The 13,825-nt window shown below is 35.9% G+C and carries 14 protein-coding genes; 7 read left to right on the forward strand and 7 right to left on the reverse strand.

From position 1 onward, the window contains the following. Nucleotides 1-5: 5 nt before the first annotated feature. The 4 genes from BUB25_RS01835 to hisS all read right to left on the reverse strand — a co-directional run bounded on the left by BUB25_RS01835 (nucleotide 6) and on the right by hisS (nucleotide 4,570). On the reverse strand, nucleotides 6-926 hold the full coding sequence (locus BUB25_RS01835; RefSeq protein WP_072938931.1) for an ABC transporter ATP-binding protein: 921 nt from the start codon (nucleotides 924-926) through the stop codon (nucleotides 6-8). 169 nt (nucleotides 927-1,095) lie between these two features. Next, the gene (gene dnaJ / locus BUB25_RS01840) at nucleotides 1,096-2,211 is read right to left on the reverse strand and encodes a molecular chaperone DnaJ (RefSeq protein WP_072938935.1); all 1,116 of its coding nucleotides are present in this window, start codon (nucleotides 2,209-2,211) and stop codon (nucleotides 1,096-1,098) included. Between the two features lie 88 nt (nucleotides 2,212-2,299). Beyond that, nucleotides 2,300-2,881, reverse strand: a complete 582-nt coding sequence (locus tag BUB25_RS01845; protein ID WP_072938938.1) for a nucleotide exchange factor GrpE — start codon at nucleotides 2,879-2,881, stop codon at nucleotides 2,300-2,302. Between the two features lie 318 nt (nucleotides 2,882-3,199). After that, the gene (hisS, locus tag BUB25_RS01850) at nucleotides 3,200-4,570 is read right to left on the reverse strand and encodes a histidine--tRNA ligase (RefSeq protein WP_072938940.1); all 1,371 of its coding nucleotides are present in this window, start codon (nucleotides 4,568-4,570) and stop codon (nucleotides 3,200-3,202) included. Nucleotides 4,571-4,766: 196 nt separating this feature from the next. Between hisS and BUB25_RS01855 the strand changes: the two genes are divergently transcribed. After that, nucleotides 4,767-6,011: an ABC transporter permease gene (locus BUB25_RS01855; protein WP_072938943.1), complete on the forward strand. Its 1,245-nt coding sequence runs from the start codon at nucleotides 4,767-4,769 to the stop codon at nucleotides 6,009-6,011. Between the two features lie 480 nt (nucleotides 6,012-6,491). Here BUB25_RS01855 and prmC read toward each other — a convergent pair whose 3' ends face one another. Together prmC and BUB25_RS01870 are read right to left on the reverse strand one after the other, a co-directional pair. Then, nucleotides 6,492-7,349 carry a peptide chain release factor N(5)-glutamine methyltransferase gene (gene prmC / locus BUB25_RS01865; RefSeq protein ID WP_072938949.1) on the reverse strand — a complete coding sequence of 286 codons (858 nt, stop codon included), beginning with the start codon at nucleotides 7,347-7,349 and terminating at the stop codon, nucleotides 6,492-6,494. Nucleotides 7,350-7,441: 92 nt separating this feature from the next. Continuing rightward, nucleotides 7,442-7,933, reverse strand: coding sequence for a GNAT family N-acetyltransferase (locus BUB25_RS01870; RefSeq protein ID WP_072938952.1), 492 nt, complete (start codon nucleotides 7,931-7,933; stop codon nucleotides 7,442-7,444). Between the two features lie 118 nt (nucleotides 7,934-8,051). Between BUB25_RS01870 and ribD the strand changes: the two genes are divergently transcribed. Genes ribD through BUB25_RS01885 form a run of 3 tightly spaced genes read left to right on the forward strand, consistent with a single transcriptional unit; the run spans nucleotide 8,052 to nucleotide 10,353 of the window. After that, the gene (gene ribD, locus BUB25_RS01875) at nucleotides 8,052-9,116 is read left to right on the forward strand and encodes a bifunctional diaminohydroxyphosphoribosylaminopyrimidine deaminase/5-amino-6-(5-phosphoribosylamino)uracil reductase RibD (protein ID WP_072938955.1); all 1,065 of its coding nucleotides are present in this window, start codon (nucleotides 8,052-8,054) and stop codon (nucleotides 9,114-9,116) included. After that, nucleotides 9,109-9,711: an HAD family hydrolase gene (locus BUB25_RS01880; protein ID WP_072938958.1), complete on the forward strand. Its 603-nt coding sequence runs from the start codon at nucleotides 9,109-9,111 to the stop codon at nucleotides 9,709-9,711. The genes ribD and BUB25_RS01880 overlap by 8 nt, the downstream gene beginning before the upstream one ends. A 9-nt stretch (nucleotides 9,712-9,720) precedes the next feature. After that, nucleotides 9,721-10,353: an IMPACT family protein gene (locus BUB25_RS01885; protein ID WP_072938961.1), complete on the forward strand. Its 633-nt coding sequence runs from the start codon at nucleotides 9,721-9,723 to the stop codon at nucleotides 10,351-10,353. Between the two features lie 15 nt (nucleotides 10,354-10,368). On the opposite strand, the gene BUB25_RS01890 is transcribed toward BUB25_RS01885, so the two are convergent. Continuing rightward, a complete protein-coding gene (locus tag BUB25_RS01890) occupies nucleotides 10,369-10,776 on the reverse strand; it encodes an acyl-CoA thioesterase (protein WP_072938964.1) in 408 nt (135 codons plus the stop codon). A gap of 193 nt (nucleotides 10,777-10,969) precedes the next feature. Between BUB25_RS01890 and dnaA the strand changes: the two genes are divergently transcribed. The 3 genes from dnaA to BUB25_RS01905 all read left to right on the forward strand — a co-directional run bounded on the left by dnaA (nucleotide 10,970) and on the right by BUB25_RS01905 (nucleotide 13,688). Beyond that, a complete protein-coding gene (dnaA, locus tag BUB25_RS01895; RefSeq protein WP_072939759.1) occupies nucleotides 10,970-12,397 on the forward strand; it encodes a chromosomal replication initiator protein DnaA in 1,428 nt (475 codons plus the stop codon). Between the two features lie 7 nt (nucleotides 12,398-12,404). Next, nucleotides 12,405-12,872 carry a low molecular weight protein-tyrosine-phosphatase gene (locus BUB25_RS01900; protein WP_072938968.1) on the forward strand — a complete coding sequence of 156 codons (468 nt, stop codon included), beginning with the start codon at nucleotides 12,405-12,407 and terminating at the stop codon, nucleotides 12,870-12,872. Nucleotides 12,873-12,965: 93 nt separating this feature from the next. Beyond that, nucleotides 12,966-13,688: an SAM-dependent methyltransferase gene (locus BUB25_RS01905; RefSeq protein ID WP_072938972.1), complete on the forward strand. Its 723-nt coding sequence runs from the start codon at nucleotides 12,966-12,968 to the stop codon at nucleotides 13,686-13,688. Nucleotides 13,689-13,825: the final 137 nt, after the last annotated feature.

Below are 13,825 nucleotides of genomic sequence, written 5' to 3' on the forward strand. Positions count from 1 at the left end.
CTATATTATTTACTAACGGTTTGAATAAAAATATCGTTTACACTTGGGATTTTTTCCACAAAATGGGTTACTTGTCCGCGTTGTGTCAACACATGCAGCAATTCATTAGGCAAGGAATTCCCCAATTGAATTTCGAGTTTCAACTCCTTGTTCAGTGATTTAAAATTAGCCGGCCCTACGGTAAATTTCTGAGTGATATCATACATCAGTCCTTCAACATTATCCGATAGAATCCCCACTTCAAAACTATTCGTCTTAAATTCTCTTTTGACATCTTCGAGCCTGCCTTCAATCAGTTTATTCGATTTGTGGATCAACGCAATATGATCACAAAGTTCTTCCACACTTTCCATTCGATGTGTAGAGAAAATAATGGTAGCGCCTTGATCTCTTAATGCCAGAATCTCGTCTTTGATGATGTTAGCATTTACCGGATCAAAACCAGAGAAAGGTTCGTCAAAAATCAACAACTTGGGCTTGTGCAACACACAGACCACAAACTGGATTTTTTGTGCCATTCCTTTAGAAAGTTCCTGGATTTTCTTGTTCCACCAACCTTGAATTCCCAATCGGTCAAACCAATATTCCAATTGTTTTTTAGCCTCAGCCTTAGACAATCCTTTCATTTGTGCCAAATACAAGCATTGCTCTCCCACTTTCATGCTTTGGTACAATCCTCTTTCTTCGGGAAGATAACCAATGTATTGTACGTGTTTGGCTTGCAACTTTTCACCGTCAAGAATGATTTCGCCGCTATCGGGTAAGGTGATTTGGTTTATGATTCGAATAAGGGACGTTTTTCCGGCTCCGTTAGGACCTAAAAGTCCGTAAATACTGCCTTGGGGAACGGTTAATGAAACTTCGTTGAGCGCTACGTAATCACCATATTGCTTTACGACTTTATTGACTTCTAATAAGGTACTCATGCTGAATTTTTGAATTTGCTTCTTCAGTTAGGCCATTGTGGCCTTGCGGGTGTAAAAGTAAATAATTAGTAGCGAAATGCTTGCGATTGTTGCATAAAAAAACCCATCCTCATTTTTATAAGGATGGGAATTTGTATTTTAATAAAAAGGGATTAATACTGTTTTCTGTTTAAGAGAACATGTCTTTCACTTTTTCAAAAAAGGACTTGTCTGATTTTTCAGGATTAGGAATAAAATTTTCGTCGGTCATGTTTTTCTCGAAAAATTGTTTTTGTTCCTTGTTCAATGTTTTTGGAGTCCAAACATTTACATGTACCAGTAAATCTCCGCTACCATATCCATTGATACTAGGAATTCCTTTTCCTTTTAGTCGAAGAATCTTACCGGATTGAATTCCTTCTTCCAATTTGATTCTTACTTTACCATTGATTGCCTCAATATCCTTAGAAACTCCCAGAACCGCTTCAGGGAAACTCACATATAAATCATAATGTAAATTCTCTCCTTCGCGTTTCAAGAATTCATGTTCTAATTCTTCGATTGCCACAATTAAATCTCCTGGAATACTGTTTCCTGGCGCATCATTTCCTTTATTGGAAACTTTCAATTGCATACCGTCAACAACACCGGCCGGAATTTTTATAGAAACCGTTTCGTCTTCTAGAATCATCCCTTGCGAATCCGCATTGGATGGTTTTTTATCTAAAATTTGACCCGATCCGCCACAAGTAGGACAAGTAGAAGCCGACTGCATTCTTCCCAAAATGGTATTGGTCACACGCATTACCTGACCCTGTCCATTACAAGTAGAACAGGTTTTATAACTTACTCCGGGAGCCTGAACTTTACGTTTTACTTTAACTTTCTTTTCTACTCCATTAGCAATTTCCTCCAAAGTTAATTTCACTTTGATACGCAAATTACTTCCTTTGGCGCGACGTACTCCGCCACCGCTTCTGCTTCCGCCGAAACCGCCAAAACCACCACCGAATATATCTCCAAACTGGCTGAAAATATCATCCATGTTCATGCCGCCATGACCACCGCCAAATCCGCCTGAACCATCAAAAGCCTGATGACCGTATTGGTCGTATTTTGCTCTTTTCTCTGCATCGCCTAAAATCTCGTAAGCCTCAGCGGCTTCTTTGAACTTATCTTCTGCCGATTTGTCTCCAGGGTTTTTGTCAGGATGAAATTCAATGGCTTTCTTTCTGTAGGCTTTCTTTATCGCTGCTGCATCAGCATTTTTTGAAACACCTAATATCTCGTAAAAATCTTTTTTCATTATTATACTTTTGAATGTACTGACGCAAACGCATCACGTCTCTATACGATATAGGAAACAGATGCGAAAATCACATCTTCACATGATATTACTGACCTGTTACCACTTTTGGAAAACGAATAATTTTGTCTCCCAGTTTGTATCCTTTCTCAATAACGTCAACAATTTTACCTTTCAATTTAGGACTTGGAGCCGGTATTTGTGTAATTGCTTCGGCAAAATCAGCGTTAAAAGCATCACCTGCCTTAACATCAACTTGCTCTAAACCTTTAGCTACCAATGTGCTTTTTAATTTTTCATGAATAAGCTCCACCCCTTTCATCATCGCTTCATCTTCTGATTTAGCAATTTCAACAATGGCTCTGTCAAAATCATCTAAAACTGGCAACATCGACATTAAAACATCTTGATTCGCTGTTTTAAATAATTCGATACGTTCTTTTGAAGTTCTTCTTTTGTAATTTTCAAATTCAGCAAATAAACGCAAATACTTATCTTTCTCTTTAGCTAAGTCTTGTGCTAATTGTTCTTCAACACTTAATTCATCAATCCCGCTTTGCTCTGCATTTGCATTTTGCTCTAATGTCGTAGCATCCTCTATCTCTTGATTGATTTCTGTATTATCAGTAGTCATAGTACTTGTATTTTTAAAAATATTCTTAAACTTCATTTTTTACACTTTTCTTTGGATTGCAAAAGTACTGCCAATTCTTGTAAAATGTCAAATTGTCATTCTTTTTTTTAGATTCGAAATTATTCTCAAGAAGCACTTCAAATTATTATTTTTTTCATAGTTTAAAATTTAATAAAATATTATGACTATCTTACCCTGATTATTTTTATGTTTGTTACTGAATCATTTTAGATTTAATTTTTCAAAAAAGAATTTAAGGTTGTTCGCTATAATAATTATTAATTCATCAGTACCTTATATTAAAAAAAGCTTTGTTTTTAAAACAAAGCTTTTTTTATTGACCGAAAAATTATCTTAAGACAAACTATTCTTTAAAGTCTCAAAATCAACCGAAAGCTGTTCTCCTGTCACTAAATTTTTAAGCGAATACGTATTCGATTCCATTTCCTTATCTCCTGCAATTACAGCAAAAGGAATATGGCGTCTATCAGCATGTTGAAACTGCTTGGCTAATTTTGCATTATCAGGATACAATTCCACTTTTATCCCAGCAGCTCTCAAATCCTTAATTGCTTTCATCGCATAAAAAGCTTCCTTATCACCATAATTGATAAACAAAGCCTTAGAGGTTGCAGTAACGGTTTCCGGAAACAAATTCAATTCTTCGACAACCAGATAAATACGATCCAGTCCGAAAGAAATCCCAACGCCGCTCATGTTTTTCAATCCAAAAATACCGGTTAAATCATCGTATCTTCCCCCACCGCCAATGGATCCCATGGCCACTCCTTTTGGCGGAGCCACTTCAAAAATGGCACCGGTATAATAATTTAAACCTCTTGCAAGGGTTACATCTAAATCTAAAATTGCAGATGACAATCCTAAATTCATCACCTTATCGCATATAAATCGCAACTCCTCAACTCCTTTTATTCCTTCTTCTGAGGCGGATAAAAGCTGTGATAATTTCTCTATTTTTTCCGAAATGCTTCCCGTGAAATTAAACAAAGGCTGCACTTTTGCAATAGCTTCCTCGGCAATTCCTTTTTCGATCATTTCTTTTTTTACGCCATCCTCGCCTATTTTATCGAGTTTATCCAAAGCCACGGTAAAATCAATCAATTTGTCTGATGCTCCAATTACTTCGGCAATTCCGGATAATATTTTTCGGTTGTTGATTTTAACTGTCACCCCTTCTAACCCCAAAGTCGTAAAAACAGTATCATACAATTGTACTAATTCTACTTCCTGCCACAGCGATTTCGATCCTACCACATCGGCATCACATTGAAAAAACTCTCTAAAACGTCCTTTTTGCGGACGATCAGCACGCCAAACCGGCTGAATTTGGTATCTTTTAAAAGGAAATTCAATATCATTCTGGTGTTGCACTACATATCTCGCAAAAGGAACTGTCAAATCATAACGCAAGGCTTTCTCTGAAATACTTGCCGTCAATTTAGTACTGTCTTTGCTTTCCAAATGAGCCGCATTGGCTTTCGCCAAATAATCTCCTGAATTCAAAATTTTAAAAATCAAACGATCTCCTTCTTCGCCGTATTTCCCCATCAGGGTTTCGGAATTTTCAAAAGAAGGGGTTTCTATAGGTTGAAAGCCAAATTTCTCGAAATTATCTTTTATGATTTGGATGATATACTGACGTTTTGCCACCTCGGCTGGCGAAAAATCTCTTGTTCCTTTAGGTATGCTCGGTTTTGATGCCATTTTTTATTGGATTTTTAGATCATTTGGAATTTTAGCTCCCGCGCTCGTTCTCAAAAGAACTAATCGGAAAGCAATCCCGATAACTATCGGGACGTTAATCGTAAATTTTGATTGCAAATATCTTATTTTTAAAATAAAAAATTACTCCTTCGAAAGCAAACTTGTAACAAAAATTGTATTTTCGTGTCAAACTGCTATGATGCTAAATTTATTCAAAGAAAATGTCCGTATTGCTATTGGTTCAATAAGAACGCAAATGCTAAGAACTGTACTTACCATCGTAATTATTGCGATAGGAATAACGGCCTTGGTTGGTATTTTAACAGTCGTTTCGGCTTTAGAAAATACCCTTTCCAAAGATTTTGCTTCTATGGGAGCCAACACCTTCAACATCAACCAATACGAAAACAGTACTCGAAGACGTGGCGGTGGCGAGAGAGAAATCATAAATCCTATTATTTCCTATCCTGAAGCGGTCGCTTTCAAAAACAAATACAAATATCCTTTTACCGAAACTTCACTTTCGTTTACCGCAACATCCAAAGCGGAAGTAAAATATGAAGCCACAAAAACAGATCCTGAAATTTCAGTTGTTGGGGTTGATGAGCATTTCATCACTAATTCCGGTTTAGAAACCAGCTTGGGGCGCAACTTTACCGGATTTGACATTGACAACAATTCCTATGTTTGCATTGTAGGTTCTGATTTTGAAAAAGGATTATTAAAAGACATCAACCCTATTGACAAAACCATTTCGATTCGAGGCGCAAAATTTAAAGTTATTGGCGTATTAAAAGAAAAAGGCTCGACCTTTGGTAATAGTCAGGATTTAAGGGTTTTAATTCCCATTCAGGTAGCCCGATCTTTATTTACAGCACCTAGAATAAATTATACCATAAGTGTCATGGTTGCTAAAAAGGAAGTACTGGATCAAGCCATTGATAATGCGAACAGCACCATGCGCAGAGTCCGTAAACTAAGCCCGATAAAAGACAATAATTTTGGTGTGGTGCGAAGTGATGATTTAATTAACCGAATCCTGAGTATCACCAAATACCTGGGACTGGCTTCCTGGCTCATCGGAATTATCACTGTGTTGGGTTCTTCTATTGCTTTGATGAACATTATGATTGTTTCGGTAACAGAGCGAACTCGTGAAATAGGCGTCAGAAAAGCATTGGGCGCCAAGAAAACCACCGTGGCCTTTCAATTTTTCATAGAAACCTTGCTCATTGGTCAGTTGGGCGGATTAGCGGGAATCATTTTTGGAATCCTGATTGGTTTTGGGATTGCAACAGCGATGGACTTTGCATTCGTAATCCCTTGGACCGCCATCTTGGCTGCTTTTTTCACCAGCTTTATGGTCGCTATTGTTTCCGGTTTATATCCAGCGATAAAAGCCTCGCAGCTCGATCCGATCGAAGCTTTGCGATACGAATAATTAGAAAGCAGATTTTAGAAGGCAGAACCAGAATTTAGATTTAAAAATTCATGACAAAACAATACTATAAAAATCTAGCAATTACGTTTTTTATATCAACTATTTGGAGTGTGTACATTTTCTTTGATTATTATACTGATCACTCATTTATGCCAGGACTGACATTGATGTTTGACTTTTTTATTTCTGCAATATTTACGATTGGACTAGCCGTTATAAATATTTTTTTACGATTTTCTTACCTCAGAAATTTAAATCACAAAGACAATTTCTTTTATATCTTTTCGGGATTTTCTAATATAACGCTTTCTATTATTTATCTAACATACATTGTAATTTCTAACAATGTTAGAGAATTTTTCACTTCATTTGAAATAACTACGCTTTATTGCTTTTCAAATTTAGCACTTGGTATTTTTATAATTTCTGATTTATACAAGTTTGAAATAGCAAAAACAAAACTCTGAAAACTGCTCACTACTAACTGACAACTGCTCTCGTCATCCTGTCATTGCCGTAAATATCTTTGCGTAACTCCAGGTTTTTAAAATTCATTTCTTCAAGTAGCTCGATCATTTCTTTGCCTAAATATTGATTGATTTCAAAATACAACTGTCCATTTGTCCTTAGGTTTTTTTGGGCCAATTGGGCTATTTTTCTGTAAAAAATCAAAGCGTCATTATCCTCTACAAAAAGAGCCAAATGAGGTTCGTTATCCAACACATTTTTTTTGATTTCCTGCTTTTCAAGATTTCGAACATAAGGCGGATTCGAAACAATAATATCAAATTCCTGTCCTAAATCTAATGTTTCTAAGATGTTTTGATTGATAAAAGTCACATTTACTTCATTGCGTTTGGCATTTCTTTGGGCCGTAGCCAATGCTTTTTCAGAAACATCGATCGCATAAACTTGGGCATTCGGAATATTCTTTGCCAATGAAATCGCGATGCAGCCGCTTCCCGTTCCAATGTCCAGAATCTTTAAAATTGGACTTTCGACTTTTGACTTTTGACTTTCTAAAATCCAATCCACCAATTCTTCGGTTTCAGGTCTTGGAATCAAAACATTTTCATTAACTTCAAAATCCAAACCATAAAAACTGGTTTTTCCCAATAAATACTGAATCGGAATCTCCTTTTTTAACTGTAACAAAATAGCATTCCAAACCTTGATTTCTTCTTCAGAAAAAACCAAATCAGGCTGCAGTGCCAAATCAATTCTCTTCAGTTGGTGTTTTTCTTCCAATATCAAATAGAAAAAACTCTCAGCTTCCCCAGCATCATAAATTGGCGCAAGTTCTTGAATAAATTGACTTCGATATTCTTTGATTTTCATTCTTTAATTTTATAGATGGAATAATTAATGACAGATGGATAAGTCCGACTTAACAGATGATTTCAAATCCTAAAAAATCGAAATTCGTTAATCTACAATCTTAAATCTTTCAGCATCCAAACCGGACAAGAGGTATGCCCCGTACTTCCCAATGAAGCATTTATGTATTCAAATCCCACTTTTTTATAAAGCTTTTGAGCATCTTTCATAAAAGGCATGGTTTCGAGATAACAGTTTTCAAAACCAAAATCTCTGGCACTTTGCAGACATTTAGCCATCATCTGACTTCCAATTCCCAAACCTCGGGTTTGTGGTAGAAAATACATTTTTTGCAACTCACAAATACTTGGATCCTCGTTTTCAAGCGGAGCCACTCCGGCAGCTCCTACAACTTTGCCTTGAAATTCCACCACATAATAAACTGATCTTGGCTTGGAGTATTCCTCAAACATGAAATCTAAATAAGGGTCTGCATAAGCCGTTCCTACTTTTGGAATATTCAATTCATCAAAAACAGCGCGTATCAATTGCGCTACTTGTTGATTATCTTCTTTCTCAATTTTTCTAATAAGCCAATTTTCCATTGTTTTTAGATGCTAATTTTTCGATTACAAAAATAGAGATTGTTTATTGTTATTATCGAAAGTTTTAAAACTAATGCTGAAGTTTCGGAGCTAGATTCAAAAATACTACTTTTGTATCGTGGAAATACATGAAAAATACCTCCGACGCTGCATCGAACTCGCCAAAAATGGTCTAGGAACCACCTACCCTAATCCTTTGGTGGGTAGCGTAATTGTTTACAACGATCAAATCATAGGGGAAGGCTGGCATAAAAAAGCCGGTGAACCCCATGCCGAAGTAAATGCAATCCATTCTGTAAAAGACAAATCGCTGTTACAAAAAGCAACTATTTATGTCAGTCTGGAACCCTGCAGCCATTTTGGAAAAACACCGCCCTGTTGCGATTTAATTATCCAAAATAAAATTCCAAACGTAGTAATAGGAACCGTTGACCCCAATGAAAAAGTAGCGGGCAAAGGAATCAGAAAACTGATCGAAGCCGGAATAAAGGTGACTGTTGGCGTCCTTGAAAACGAATGCAACGAACTCAACAAACGCTTTTTTACATTTCACCAAAAGAAAAGACCTTACCTGATTTTGAAATGGGCAGAAAGTCAGGACGGCTTTATCGCTCCAAATATTATTTCCCGCAAAGAACAATATGGTAGTGAGAAAAAACCGGTTTGGATAACTAATCCTTATTCCAGACAACTAGTCCATAAATGGCGAAGCGAGGAACAAGCCATTCTGATAGGAACCAAAACAGCCCTGGAGGACAACCCAAAACTGGATGTAAGAGACTGGACTGGGAACCATCCTGTTCGGGTGATTTTAGATCAAAACAATCGAATCCCAAAAACCAACCATATATTTGATAATCAAACCAAAACAGTCATTATTTGCGGAAAAATAACTGACGCAGACTCAAAAAACACTATCTTTGAAAGTATTGATTTCGAGCAAAATATAGCGCCACAACTTACAAAGCTGCTTTTCAAACATCAAATTCAGTCTGTAATTATTGAAGGCGGAAGCCAAACATTACAAACGTTTATCGATGCAAACCTTTGGGACGAAGCACGTGTTTTTATTGGAAATTCCATCTTGGGAGATGGCATAAAGGCGCCAATTTTAGCCCGAAAGCAATTCAAAAAACATTGGATTGATCGAGATGAACTTATAATATCCAGAAACCATGATTAATGCCATTATTTTCGATTTTGGAGATGTCTTTATCAATTTAGACAAAGAAACGACCGTTGACCGTTTCAAAAAAATAGGCCTATCCGAATGGAATGACGATTTGAACCAATTGAATATCCTTTTTGAAAAAGGCAAAATTTCAAAAGAAGGATTCCTTTCAGGCATTCAAAAACACGTGCCAAAAGCCACAATCGATGAAATTCAGCAGGCCTGGAATTCGATTTTATTGGATTTTCCATTGTACCGATTGGAATTCCTTCAGATGCTTTCCAAAAGATACCGCCTGTTTTTATTGAGCAATACTGATTCCATTCATATCGAAACTTTCGAGCAAAAAAACGGAGTTTCTTTCTACAGTGATTTTTATCAATGTTTTGAAAAAGTCTATTTCTCTTTTGAAATGGGAATGAGAAAACCCGATGCCGAAACTTTCAACCATGTTTTAAACAAACACGACCTGCAAGCCAAGCGCACTTTGTTTATTGATGATAAAAAAGAAAATACAGATGCCGCACTTTCACTGGGCATGAATATCTGGAACCTTCAAGTAGGAGAAGAAGATGTTGTGGATCTGTTTGAAAAAAATATAATATAACAACATCCCTTGGAGATTAAAGACACTTACAATACCATTGCATTTCCTTCAGAAGAAGTACTATTCAAAGAAAAAAACAGCAAATTTTTTGGTTACGCCTTCCCTATTGAATCAGAAGAAGAGCTAAAACCAATTCTCGATGTTCTGAGAAAGCAACATCCCAATGCTGGGCACTTTTGTTATGCGTACCAAATTGGCACCGACACCCTTTCTTACAGAGCCAATGATGACGGAGAACCAAGCAATAGTGCCGGAATGCCTATTTATGGCCAAATTCAGTCGTTTTCCCTAACCAATACATTAATTGTGGTGGTTCGGATTTTTGGTGGCGTAAAACTAGGCGTTGGCGGTTTAATCTCCGCTTACAAAACAACAGCTCAATTAACACTTGAAAGTTGTGAAATAATTGAAAAAACAATCGACGTTCATTATCTGATTACATTTGACTACAAAAACATGAATAAAGTCATGCGTGTAATCAAAGAAAAAAAGCTGGAAATCGTAGCTCAGGAAATGGAGCTAAATGAAGAAAATGGATTAGCTATTGGCAAAATTGAAATAAAAACAAGAAAAAAAAATGCCGAAATGATCTTCGACATCTTTAATTCTTTGTTTGAAATTGATATTAAAATAAAAGAATAATTGCTTATTTTTTTATTAATCCTGCATTGCCAAAAGTCTTTCCTTTACATATTCCGGAGGAAGCGTAGGACGCCCCGTTTTCATGTCTACAAAAACCAATGTTGAATGGGCAATTGTTAATAACTCCTTTTTCTCATTATAGATTTCATAATCAAATTCTATCTTGACCGAAGTCTGGCTTTTAAAAATAGTTTTCACCGTCAGCAAGTCATCATACCGTGCCGGTTTTTTATAATTCATACTCAAAGAAACCACCGGAAGCATCACACCGTTTTCTTCCATCCATTTATAGGAAACCCCAAGGTTTCTAAGCCATTCCACGCGTCCCATCTCAAAATATTGCGCGTAATTTCCGTGATAAACTACCCCCATTTGGTCCGTTTCTGAATACCTTACCCTTACTGTAAATTCATGTTCTTTCATCTTATTTTTTGTATATTTAACATTAAAACAAACGCCTTTTTACCTACTTACGACAATAATTCTACATAATCAACCCCTAATAATTTTTTTTTACAGAAAATTGTTCACATATTTGTTACCCCGAAAAATAAGACTTTTTTTAGTTTTATTTAATAAGACGCCGATTACTAAAAAAAATAATTTAATAGAATTTATGAACAAAACTGCTCAATCAGTATGGGAAAACTGTCTGTCTTTTATTAAGGACAACATTCAAGATCAAGCTTACAAAACTTGGTTTGAACCGATCAAATCAGTTGAACTTACCGATAACGCTTTGTACATTCAAGTTCCTAGTAAATTTTTCTACGAATGGCTAGAAGAACATTATGTGAAATTATTAAAAGTGGCACTAACTAAAGAACTTGGTAAAAACGCGAAGTTACTTTATAAAATCAAAATGGAAAACACTTATGGCAACAAACAACCTTTTACGGAACAATTGCCAAGTGCCAACAGGGCTCCAATGAAACCCCAAAATGTTGATGCTCCTTTTAAAAATCTGGATCCCGAATTAAAAAATCCTTTTGTAATTCCAGGAATCAGAAACTTAAAAATTGAATCACAATTAAATGCCAACTATAGTTTTGACAATTTCCTTGAAGGAGATTCTAACCGTTTAGCGCGCTCTGCCGGTATGGCTGTAGCCAATAAACCGGGAGGAACATCATTCAATCCTTTATTGATTTTTGGTGGTGTAGGTTTGGGTAAAACCCACTTAGCACACGCTATAGGTGTCGAAATAAAAGACAAATATCCTGAAAAAACAGTTTTATACATTTCAGCTGAAATTTTCACGCAACAATATATTGATTCGGTAAAGAAAAACAACCGAAATGATTTTATTCATTTCTACCAATTGATCGATGTTTTAATCATCGATGATGTGCAATTCCTTTCCGGAAAATCGGGAACCCAAGATGTGTTTTTCCATATTTTCAACTATTTACATCAAAATGGAAAACAAGTTATCTTGACTTCTGACAAGGCACCCGTTGACATGCAGGATATCGAGCAACGCTTACTGTCTCGTTTCAAATGGGGATTATCAGCTGAGTTGCATCAACCGGATTATGAAACCAGGATTTCGATCCTGAAAAACATCCTCTATCGTGATGGTGTGGAGATTCCGGAAGAAATCATAGAATATGTAGCTCGAAACATAAAATCTAATGTTCGTGAGCTTGAAGGAGCAATTATATCTTTGATAGCCCAATCTTCTTTCAACAAAAAAGAAGTTACTATCGAGCTGGCAAAAAGCGTTGTTGAAAAGTTTGTCAAAAATGTCAAAAGAGAGATTTCTATCGATTATATTCAAAAAATCGTTTCGGATTATTTCCAATTGGATATAGAAACCCTTCAATCCAAAACCAGAAAAAGACATGTAGTACAGGCAAGACAACTGGCTATGTTTTTTGCTAAAAAGTTTACAAAAGCTTCTTTGGCTAATATTGGTTCCCAAATTGGAGATCGGGATCACGCTACTGTTTTGCATGCCTGTAAAACTGTTGACAACTTAGTGGCTACCGACAAACAATTTAAAAAATTCGTTGAAGATATCCATAAAAAATTAACGCTATAAGAGCATCATGTCTGTAAAAATTCTAATGGTTTGTTTGGGAAACATCTGCCGATCGCCTTTGGCCGAAGGTATTTTAGCCTCAAAACTTCCAAAAGACAAATTCAGAGTAGACTCTGCCGGAACAGGTTCCTGGCACATAAACCAGCCACCTGATACGCGTTCTATTGCTACAGCAAAAAAATACAACATTGATATTTCCAATCAAAAAGGGAAACATTTTCAAAAATCAGATTTTGAAATCTACGACTACATCTATGTTATGGATCAATCCAATTACGACAATGTAATTGAATTATCAGAAACCCCAGAACAAAAAGCCAAAGTTCAGATGATTCTGAACGAATTATTCCCTGATGAAAATGTAGATATTCCTGATCCTTATTTTGGATTACCAAATGGATTTGAAATTGTGTACAAAATGCTGGACGAAGTTTGTGACATTATAGCCAAAAAACTAATCGCAAAACATCAATAATTCTCGTTTTCCATCAATGTTTACTCCTAAATCAATCGCCTTCAGCTTTCAACTTAGCCTTTACATCTTATAATTAGAATAAAACACATCCCAATGAAACCAAACACTCTTCTAGGAAAACTCTATTTAATCCCCACTACTATGGGCGATTGTGACCCAATGGATGTTTTACCACAAACAGTAAAAAGAACCATTGATTTCATTGATCATTATATTGTCGAAAACGACAAAACGGCACGTAAATCCATCAAAGAAGTTAGTCCAGAAAAAAAACAGTCTGAATTAGTTCTTTTCACCTTAAACAAACGCACCGAAGTTAAAGAACATCTTGATTTTATTAAACCCTTATTGGAAGGTAAAAATATGGGATTAATGAGTGAAGCGGGCTGTCCAGGTGTCGCTGATCCTGGTGCGGTAATCGTAAAACTAGCCCATGAAAGAGGCATCCAAGTTGTTCCATTAGTTGGTCCTTCCTCTATCCTATTGGCTATGATGGCTTCTGGAATGAACGGACAGAGTTTTACTTTTCATGGTTATTTACCCATTGAGAAAGACGAAAAAAAAGCCAGTTTCAAAAGCTTAGAAAGGATATCATTTGAAAAAAATCAATCCCAAATATTTATCGAAACTCCATATCGAAACAATAAATTACTGGAAGATTTATTACAGACTTTACATCCCGATACCCATCTATGTATCGCAACTGATATTACCTTGCCTACAGAATACATCAAGACTAAGAAAATTGCAGCTTGGAAAAAAGAGACTATCGATTTACACAAACGTCCTACTATTTTTATTATTCATAAAATGTAAACTTTAAAATTTTACAAATAGCTTTTATTCTATCCAGAAGATTACACTTTAACAAGAGTAATTCTCTGGTTTTTTTTTGTTTAATTTAAAAAAATAATACAAAAATAACTAACTATCAATATATTATACTTAAATTT

The sequence above is a fragment of the Flavobacterium granuli genome, assembly GCF_900129705.1.
Classification (GTDB): Bacteria; Bacteroidota; Bacteroidia; order Flavobacteriales; family Flavobacteriaceae; genus Flavobacterium; species Flavobacterium granuli.

Bases quoted from the DNA above. Each gene is read 5' to 3' on its own strand.
- dnaJ (WP_072938935.1), bottom strand. From the start codon at position 2,211: ATGAAAAAAGATTTTTACGAGATATTAGGTGTTTCAAAAAATGCTGAT.
- BUB25_RS01880 (WP_072938958.1), top strand. From the start codon at position 9,109: ATGATTAATGCCATTATTTTCGATTTTGGAGATGTCTTTATCAATTTA.
- hisS (WP_072938940.1), bottom strand. From the start codon at position 4,570: ATGGCATCAAAACCGAGCATACCTAAAGGAACAAGAGATTTTTCGCCA.
- BUB25_RS01900 (WP_072938968.1), top strand. From the start codon at position 12,405: ATGTCTGTAAAAATTCTAATGGTTTGTTTGGGAAACATCTGCCGATCG.
- BUB25_RS01890 (WP_072938964.1), bottom strand. From the start codon at position 10,776: ATGAAAGAACATGAATTTACAGTAAGGGTAAGGTATTCAGAAACGGAC.
- BUB25_RS01845 (WP_072938938.1), bottom strand. From the start codon at position 2,881: ATGAAGTTTAAGAATATTTTTAAAAATACAAGTACTATGACTACTGAT.
- BUB25_RS01835 (WP_072938931.1), bottom strand. From the start codon at position 926: ATGAGTACCTTATTAGAAGTCAATAAAGTCGTAAAGCAATATGGTGAT.
- dnaA (WP_072939759.1), top strand. From the start codon at position 10,970: ATGAACAAAACTGCTCAATCAGTATGGGAAAACTGTCTGTCTTTTATT.
- BUB25_RS01905 (WP_072938972.1), top strand. From the start codon at position 12,966: ATGAAACCAAACACTCTTCTAGGAAAACTCTATTTAATCCCCACTACT.
- BUB25_RS01870 (WP_072938952.1), bottom strand. From the start codon at position 7,933: ATGGAAAATTGGCTTATTAGAAAAATTGAGAAAGAAGATAATCAACAA.
- BUB25_RS01855 (WP_072938943.1), top strand. From the start codon at position 4,767: ATGATGCTAAATTTATTCAAAGAAAATGTCCGTATTGCTATTGGTTCA.
- prmC (WP_072938949.1), bottom strand. From the start codon at position 7,349: ATGAAAATCAAAGAATATCGAAGTCAATTTATTCAAGAACTTGCGCCA.